Origin of the sequence: Stenotrophomonas sp. TWI587, from assembly GCF_039674145.1 — a bacterium.
Classification (GTDB): Bacteria; Pseudomonadota; Gammaproteobacteria; order Xanthomonadales; family Xanthomonadaceae; genus Stenotrophomonas; species Stenotrophomonas maltophilia_AY.
Window position 1 is genome coordinate 1 of sequence record NZ_JBDJMW010000021.1, and the last position, 8,609, is coordinate 8,609.

Here is an 8,609-nt window from a genome sequence, read left to right on the forward strand (position 1 = left end):
TTTTTTTGTGTTTTTTATTTTTTTTTTTGTTTTTTCCTTTTTTGTTTTTTTTGTGGTGGGGGGGTTGTGGGTTTCTGTGGGGGGGGGGGGGGGGCGGGGCCCCCCCCGCCTGCGCGATCAGTTGCCGTCCAGTTCCATGTTGATGGCCAGCGAGCGGATTTCCTTCACGAGCACGTTGAAGGATTCCGGCATGCCCGCGACCATCTCGTGCTCACCGTCGACGATGTTCTTGTACATCTGGTTGCGGCCCTGCACGTCATCGGACTTCACCGTCAGCATTTCCTGCAGGGTGTAGGCCGCGCCGTAGGCTTCCAGCGCCCAGACTTCCATTTCACCGAAGCGCTGGCCACCGAACTGCGCCTTGCCGCCCAGCGGCTGCTGGGTAACGAGCGAGTACGGACCGGTCGAACGGGCGTGCATCTTGTCGTCGACCAGGTGGTTCAGCTTCAGGTAGTGCATGTAGCCCACGGTGGTGTGGCGATCGAATGCCTCACCGGTACGGCCGTCATACAGCTGGGTCTGGCCGCTCAGCGGCAGGTCGGCCAGGGCAAGCATGTGCTTGATCTCGGCTTCGGTCGCACCGTCGAACACCGGCGTTGCCATCGGCACGCCGTCGGTCAGGTTGGCGGCGAGGCGCAGCAGCTCCTCGTCGCTGAACTGGGTCAGGTCGACATGGTTGGCGTGCTGGGTCTTGTCGTGGTTGTACACCTCGTCCAGGAACTTGCGCAGGTCGTTGATCGCGGCCTGGGCTTCCAGCATGCCCTGGATCTTGCGACCCAGGCCCTTGGCGGCCCAGCCCAGATGCACTTCCAGAATCTGGCCGATGTTCATACGCGACGGCACGCCCAGCGGGTTCAGCACGATGTCCACGGTCTCGCCCGAGGCCATGTACGGCATGTCCTCGACGGGCACCACGTTGGAGACCACACCCTTGTTGCCGTGGCGGCCTGCCATCTTGTCACCCGGCTGGATGCGACGCTTCACGGCCAGGAACACCTTGACCATCTTCAGCACGCCCGGCGCCAGATCATCGCCCGCAGTGATCTTGCCGCGCTTGTCGGCGAAGCGACGCTCGAATTCCTTCTCGTGCGCCTGGATCTGCTTCTGGGCGCGTTCGATGGCTTCGGAGGCGTCCTCGTCCTTCATGCGCAGCGCGAACCAGTCGGCCTTCTTCAGGCCATCCAGGTAGGCGTCGGTAACGGTGTCGCCCTTCTTCAGGTTGGCACCGCCGTTGACCACCTTGCCCACGATCTGCGAACGCAGACGGGCGTAGATGGCGCCTTCCAGGATGCGGAACTGGTCGTCGAAGTCCTTCTTGACGCGCTTGATTTCAGACTCTTCGATCTGACGGGCGCGCTTGTCCTTCTCGATACCGTCGCGGGTGAAGACCTGCACGTCGATGACGGTGCCGTCCATGCCCGGCGGCACGCGCAGCGAGCTGTCCTTCACGTCCGAGGCCTTCTCGCCGAAGATCGCGCGCAGCAGCTTCTCTTCCGGGGTCAGCTGGCTTTCGCCCTTCGGGGTGACCTTGCCGACCATGATGTCGCCGGCGCGGACTTCGGCACCGATGTACACCACGCCGCTCTCGTCCAGACGGTTCAGCGCCTGCTCGGAGACGTTCGGGATGTCGGCGGAGATTTCCTCCGGCCCCAGCTTGGTGTCACGCGCAACGCAGGTCAGCTCTTCGATGTGGATCGTGGTGTAACGATCCTCTTCCACCACACGCTCGGAAAGCAGGATGGAGTCTTCGAAGTTGTAGCCGTTCCACGGCATGAAGGCGATCAGCATGTTCTGGCCCAGGGCCAGCTCACCGATGTCGGTGGACGGACCGTCAGCCAGCACGTCGCCACGCGCCACCACGTTGCCCACTTCCACCAGCGGACGCTGGTTGATGCAGGTGTTCTGGTTGGAACGGGTGTACTTGATCAGGTTGTAGATATCCACGCCGGCGTCGGTCGCGTCGGTGATCTCCACTTCGTTGACCTTGACCACGATGCGGCCGGCGTCGATCTGCACGATCTCGCCGCCACGACGGGCGTTCACGGTCACACCCGAGTCACGGGCCACGGCGCGTTCGATACCAGTACCCACCAGCGGCTTCTGGGCACGCAGGGTCGGCACGGCCTGACGCTGCATGTTGGCGCCCATCAGTGCGCGGTTGGCGTCATCGTGCTCCAGGAACGGGACGAGCGCGGCAGCGATCGACACGGTCTGCATCGGCGAGACGTCCATGAAGTGGACTTCTGCCGGCGGCTTGAGCAGCGACTCACCCTGGAAACGGCACGGCACGAACTGCTCGGTGAGCATGCTCTTGGCATCGGTCAGGGCGTTGGCCTGGGCGATGACGTACTCGTTTTCTTCGATGGCCGAGAGGAATTCGATCTCGTCGGAGACCTTGCCGTCAGCGACCTTGCGGTACGGGGTCTCGAGGAAGCCGTACTGGTTGGTGCGGGCGTACACGGCCAGCGAGTTGATCAGGCCGATGTTCGGGCCTTCCGGCGTTTCGATGGTGCAGACGCGGCCGTAATGGGTCGGATGCACGTCGCGCACTTCGAAGCCGGCGCGTTCGCGGGTCAGACCGCCCGGGCCCAGGGCCGAGACGCGACGCTTGTGCGTCACTTCCGACAGCGGGTTGTTCTGATCCATGAACTGGGACAGCTGCGAGGAGCCGAAGAACTCCTTGATGGCTGCGGCGACCGGCTTGGCGTTGATCAGCTCCTGCGGGGTCAGGCCTTCGGACTCGGCCATCGACAGGCGCTCCTTGACCGCGCGCTCGACGCGGACCAGGCCCACGCGGAACACGTTCTCGGCCATTTCACCGACCGAACGCACGCGACGGTTGCCCAGGTGATCGATGTCATCGACCACGCCACGACCGTTGCGGATCTCGGTCAGGACCTTGATCACTTCCAGGATGTCGGAGGTGTCGGCGTGCTCGGCGACCAGGCGCTTGGACTCTTCGTCGTTGCGCTCACCGAAGTACTTGCGGTCGTACAGCACGGCTTCGCCGGTGACAGCCTTGCGGCCGACACGGCGGTTGAACTTCATACGGCCGACCGTGGACAGGTCGTAGCGCTCGAAGGTGAAGAACAGGTTGTGGAACAGGTTCTGCGCAGCGTCCTTGGTCGGCGGCTCGCCCGGACGCATCATGCGGTAGATTTCGACCAGGGCTTCGAGCTGGGTCTTGGTCGGATCGATGCGCAGGGTGTTGGACAGGTACGGGCCACGATCCAGATCGTTCACCCACAGGGTGCCCACGGCATCCACACCGGCCTTGCGGAAGGCCTGCAGCTGCTCGTCGGTGATTTCGTCGTTGGCCTGGGCCAGCAGCTCGCCGGTGTTGGCATCGACCACGTCGTGCGACAGGATGCGGCCGACGATGTAATCGTCCGGGACGGCCAGGGCGGCGATGCCCGAGGCTTCCAGCTGCTTGACGTGACGCGCGGTGATGCGCTTGCCGGCTTCCACGATGACCTTGTCACCGTCGGCCAGGTCGAAGTTCAGGGTCTCGCCACGCAGGCGCTCGGAGACCAGCTCCAGCTGCACGCCTTCATCGGGGTTGATGTGGAACGTGTTGATCTCGAAGAACTCGGCCAGCATCTCTTCGTTGCTGTAGCCCAGCGCACGCAGCAGGATCGACACCGGCAGTTTGCGGCGACGATCGATACGGGTGAACAGGGCATCCTTCGGGTCGAACTCGAAGTCCAGCCAGGAGCCGCGGTACGGGATGATGCGGGCGCTGTACAGCAGCTTGCCCGAGCTGTGGGTCTTGCCACGGTCGTGGTCGAAGAACACACCCGGCGAACGGTGCAGCTGCGAGACGATCACGCGCTCGGTACCGTTCACGATGAAGGTGCCGTTGTCGGTCATCAGCGGGATTTCGCCGAGGTAGACCTCCTGCTCCTTCACGTACTTGATGGCCTTGGTGGACGACTCACGGTCGTAGATCACCAGGCGCACGGTCACGCGCAGGGGCGCGCCGTAGCTCATGCCACGCTGGCGGCACTCGCGCTCGTCGAAGACAGGATCGCCGAGCTTGTAGCCGACGTATTCCAGGGCAGCGTTGCCGCTGTAGCTGGAAATCGGGAACACCGACTTCAGGGCGGCATGCAGGCCGTGGTCCGTGCGCTTGGCCGGATCGACGTTTTCCTGCAGGAATTCACGGTAGGAATCGACCTGGATGGCAAGCAGGAACGGCACTTCGAGGATCGAGCGCTGCTTGCCGAAATCCTTGCGGATACGCTTCTTTTCGGTGAACGAATAAGACGTCATGAGGTATCACCTTGGCTGTGCGGATCGTGCGTCCACGACCCGAGGGGAAACTGAAATTGTCAGTTGGAAGTCGCTGGTATTGCCGGCACCAGCACGCCTTCTCCCGCTACTTCCAACTGCCAACTCGTCTGCATCCACTCCCCTGCCCGCGCGCCTGGGCGCCGCTGTAGCAGGGGATGACCGCAGCCCGTGTTGGGCTCGTATTTCGGGTGTTGCGTGAAACGACCAAAGGCCGGGGGCTTACGCCCCCAGCCTTGGCTGCATCGCCGTGTTTCGATGGCGAGGCAAGGAACTGCTTACTTGACTTCGACAGTCGCGCCAGCAGCTTCCAGGTCCTTCTTGAACTTGGCAGCGTCGTCCTTCGAAGCGGCTTCCTTGATCATGCCGCCGGCTTCTGCCAGATCCTTCGCTTCCTTCAGGCCCAGGCCGGTGATGGCGCGGACAGCCTTGATGACTTCGACCTTCTTGTCGCCGGCCGACTTCAGGATGACGTCGAATTCGGTCTGCTCTTCAACAGCGGCAGCCGGGCCAGCTGCAGCAGCAGCGGCGACCGGAGCAGCGGCGGAGACGCCGAACTTCTCTTCGATGGCCTTGACCAGCTCCATCACTTCCATCAGGGACTTCTCGGCGATGGCGTCGACGATCTGTTCGTTGGTAAGGGACATTTTGATTACCTTTGGATAATTTTCTGGGTTGAGGTTCCGTCAGGAACCACGGAAACGTCGACTCAGGCGGTTTCGGCGACCGGCTCGGCAGCGTCAGCGGTTTCACCGCCACCCTGCTTGTCGGCCACGGCCTTGACGGCGCGGGCGAACATCGTGACCGGCTCGGCCAGGACGCGGGCCAGCATGGCCAGGGCCTGATCACGGGTCGGCAGCGAGGCCAGCACGTCGACATGGCCAGCCGGGAACAGTTCCCCGCCGATGGCCACGACCTTTGCCTGCAGCTTGTCGTTGGTCTTGGCAAAATCCTTGATCAGGCGACCGGCTGCGCCGGGCTCCTCGAGCGAGAACGCGTACAGCAGCGGACCGACGAGTGCGTCTTTGGCGCATTCGTATTCGGTACCTTCCACTGCACGTGCCGCCAGCGTGTTCTTGACAACTTTCAAGAAAACGCCGGTTTCGCGTGCCTGCTTGCGCATCGCGGTCATCTGGGAGACCGTGGTGCCAGCGTATTCGGCTGCGATCAAGGAGTGGGCCTTGGCGGCGACGTCTGCCAGCTCGGCGACTACTTCTTGCTTCTGGGACAGATTGAGAGCCATTGCACTCCTCCAATTGAACTCCGCTTACGGCTCCTGCCGTGTGCGGTCCTGGGCGGCATCCATCCTGGACGCCGGGAACATCAGGTGATGTTCCAAGGGTGGGCCGTTCTAGACCTGGATGGCCAACCTGGGAGAACCCAGACGTGCGTAAACCAGAAAAACTCCAGAAGGGCACCATCTACGCAGGGTGATTCCCGAAAGAATCGATTAAGCGTTCGGTACTGCGCCGGCGGCGACTCCCTGCCAATGCGAGCATCCCTGCCCGTCGCCAGTATGTACTGACCGCGCCTGCGGTCTTTGACGGCTATCTCTGCAGGGCGGACCCCGCTCGGATTGCCTTCAAATATCGCGGGTACCGGACCTGGGCCCGGTACCCGCTTGAAACGATTACTTCAGCGACAGCGAGGACTGGTCGATGGTCACGCCCGGGCCCATCGTCGAGCTGACCGAAACCTTCTGCAGGTAGGTGCCCTTCGAGGTGGCCGGCTTGGCCTTGACCAGATCCATCAGCAGCGCCTGCAGGTTCAACTTCAGCGCGTCTTCGGCGAAGTCGGCCTTGCCGATGGTGCAATGGATGATGCCGGCCTTGTCGGTGCGGTAACGCACCTGACCCGACTTGGCATTCTTGACGGCTTCGCCCGGGTTGGCCGACACGGTGCCGACCTTCGGGTTCGGCATCAGGCCGCGCGGGCCGAGCACGGTGCCCAGCTTACCCACGACGCGCATGGCGTCCGGGGTCGCGATGACGACGTCGTAGTTCAGATCGCCGGCCTGCATCTTCTCGGCCAGGTCGTCCATGCCCACGGCTTCGGCGCCAGCGGCCAGGGCTTCGTCAGCCTTGGCACCGGCCGGTGCGAAGACGGCAACGCGCACGCTCTTGCCGGTACCGGACGGCAGCACGGTGGAACCGCGCACCTGCTGGTCGGACTTCTTGGCGTCCACGCCCAGGCGCACAGCGACGTCGAAGGACTCGACGAACTTGGCCTTGGTAGCGGTCTTCAGGATCTTGATGGCGTCCTCGAAGGCATATGCCTTGCCCGGGACGACGGCGGCCTTGATGGCCTTCTCACGCTTGGTCTGTGCCATCTTCTTAACCCTCTACCACGAGGCCCATGGAACGGGCAGAACCGGCGATGGTGCGCACCGCGGCATCCAGATCGGCAGCCGTCAGGTCTGCTTCCTTGGTCTTGGCGATCTCTTCGAGCTGCTTGCGGGTCACCTTGCCCACCTTCTCGGTGTTCGGGCGCTTGGAGCCCGACGAGATGCCTGCAGCCTTCTTGAGCAGCACGGCAGCCGGGGTGCTCTTGGTGATGAAGGTGAAGGTACGGTCCGAGTAGGCCGTGATGATGACCGGCACCGGCAGACCCGGCTCCAGCTTCTGCGTGGCGGCATTGAAGGCCTTGCAGAATTCCATGATGTTCAGGCCACGCTGACCCAGCGCAGGACCGACCGGCGGCGAGGGGTTGGCCTGACCGGCCTTCACCTGCAGCTTGATATAACCGACAACTTTCTTTGCCATGAGTATGCTCTCCGGGTGCTAGCGCCTTACGACAACAGGCTCCCCATCGGACCGGGAATCACGCGTCCCGGCATCGCGTTTTGAATTCACGCAGAAGGCCACCTCGCGGCGGCCCTTGCTTTTTGCCAGCTTCCTGGCAGGAAGCCGTGCACTATATCAGGTTTTTTCCACCCTTGCCTAACGGCGGGCGGGCGCAGGGCGTTCAGGTTCCGGGCGGCCGCCCGGAACCCAGTGCCCGCAGGCTCAGACGGCCTTTTCGACCTGACCGAACTCCAGCTCGACCGGCGTGGCGCGACCGAAGATCAGCACGGAGACGCGCAGACGGCTCTTCTCGTAGTTGACCTCTTCGACCACACCGTTGAAGTCGTTGAACGGACCTTCGGTGACACGGACCATCTGGCCCGGCTCGAACAGCACCTTCGGACGGGGCTTTTCCACACCTTCCTGAACGCGGTCCAGAATGGCGGCAGCCTCTTCATCACGGATCGGCAGCGGACGATCGGCGGTGCCGCCGATGAAGCCCATCACCTTGGAGGTGTCCTTGACCAGATGCCAGCTTTCGTTGTCGATGCGCGGGATGCCGTTTTCTTCGTGGGTCTCGATCTGGACCAGCACGTAGCCCGGGAAGAACTTGCGCTCGGAACGGCGCTTCTGGCCGGCGCGCATTTCAACCACTTCCTCGGTCGGGACCAGGACGTCACCGAAGCGCTCCTGCATCTCGTCACGCACGATGCGATCGCGCAGAGCCTGCGCCACCGACTTTTCGAAGCCCGAATAGGCGTGAACGACGTACCAACGCTTCACTGGTTTCTCCTTATCGACCCAGGAACCACTGGGTCGCTTTCTGAATCACGAAGTCAAATCCGCCCAGCAGCAGGCTGAGGATGATCACCACAACGATCACCACCCAGGTCATGCGAATGGCTTCCTGGCGCGTCGGCCAGACCACCTTGCGCAGTTCGAAACGCGATTCGGAAAGGAATTCCCGCGTGTCGCGACCCTTGCCGGTCAGCAGGAACACGCCAAGGCCGGCCACTAGGCCAACGACAACGGCCAGACCGCGAAGCGGACCGGCCCATGCACTCTGGGAGGCATGCTCAGGAGCACCGAACCAATACCAAGCAAAAAGACCCGCCAGCACCAGGATCGCTGCGACGGCGTACTTGACGATGTCACCTCCGGTGGAGGCGTTGTCTTTGGAATGCTCGATCTTGCTGTTCATCCGGCTCTGGCTGCTGTGGCGGCATAGCCGCTGGAAGGGAGAAGTGGCACGCCAGGAGGGACTCGAACCCCCAACCTGCGGTTTTGGAGACCGCTGCTCTGCCAATTGAGCTACTGGCGTACTGAAAAAACTTGCCTTCCCTAAGACGGCGAAGGCGGACCGAGGTTCCCGGCCCGCCACTCGCGAGACCGGCAGCAGCGCTATGCGACCGCCGGTATTGCAGTATTACGCGATGATCTTGGAGACCACGCCGGCGCCGACGGTACGGCCGCCTTCGCGGATCGCGAAGCGCAGGCCTTCATCCATGGCGACCGGGTTGATCAGGGTGACAACCA

General features: G+C 62.8%; 7 protein-coding genes, 1 tRNA gene and 1 pseudogene. All 9 read right to left on the minus strand.

The genetic code is table 11. From position 1 onward, the window contains the following. Window positions 1-117 precede the first annotated feature (117 nt). Window positions 118-4,272 carry a DNA-directed RNA polymerase subunit beta gene (gene rpoB, locus ABE464_RS18945; RefSeq protein ID WP_346473194.1) on the minus strand — a complete coding sequence of 1,385 codons (4,155 nt, stop codon included), beginning with the start codon at window positions 4,270-4,272 and terminating at the stop codon, window positions 118-120. Window positions 4,273-4,568: 296 nt separating this feature from the next. Then, the gene (gene rplL, locus ABE464_RS18950) at window positions 4,569-4,937 is read right to left on the minus strand and encodes a 50S ribosomal protein L7/L12 (protein ID WP_019186119.1); all 369 of its coding nucleotides are present in this window, start codon (window positions 4,935-4,937) and stop codon (window positions 4,569-4,571) included. Between the two features lie 62 nt (window positions 4,938-4,999). After that, the gene (gene rplJ, locus ABE464_RS18955; RefSeq protein ID WP_123728446.1) at window positions 5,000-5,533 is read right to left on the minus strand and encodes a 50S ribosomal protein L10; all 534 of its coding nucleotides are present in this window, start codon (window positions 5,531-5,533) and stop codon (window positions 5,000-5,002) included. 387 nt (window positions 5,534-5,920) lie between these two features. Then, window positions 5,921-6,619, minus strand: coding sequence for a 50S ribosomal protein L1 (gene rplA, locus ABE464_RS18960; protein ID WP_121044663.1), 699 nt, complete (start codon window positions 6,617-6,619; stop codon window positions 5,921-5,923). A 4-nt stretch (window positions 6,620-6,623) separates the two neighbouring features. Further along, window positions 6,624-7,052, minus strand: coding sequence for a 50S ribosomal protein L11 (gene rplK, locus ABE464_RS18965; RefSeq protein WP_019186116.1), 429 nt, complete (start codon window positions 7,050-7,052; stop codon window positions 6,624-6,626). A 243-nt stretch (window positions 7,053-7,295) separates the two neighbouring features. After that, window positions 7,296-7,856 (minus strand): transcription termination/antitermination protein NusG, encoded by a 561-nt coding sequence (nusG, locus tag ABE464_RS18970; RefSeq protein ID WP_019186115.1) that lies wholly within the window; start codon window positions 7,854-7,856, stop codon window positions 7,296-7,298. A gap of 10 nt (window positions 7,857-7,866) precedes the next feature. Further along, window positions 7,867-8,274, minus strand: a complete 408-nt coding sequence (gene secE, locus ABE464_RS18975; RefSeq protein ID WP_346473195.1) for a preprotein translocase subunit SecE — start codon at window positions 8,272-8,274, stop codon at window positions 7,867-7,869. Window positions 8,275-8,318: 44 nt separating this feature from the next. Then, window positions 8,319-8,394: transfer RNA gene (locus ABE464_RS18980), tRNA-Trp, on the minus strand. Window positions 8,395-8,499: 105 nt separating this feature from the next. Further along, window positions 8,500-8,609 (minus strand): annotated as a pseudogene (locus tag ABE464_RS18985) (elongation factor Tu); the annotation flags it as partial.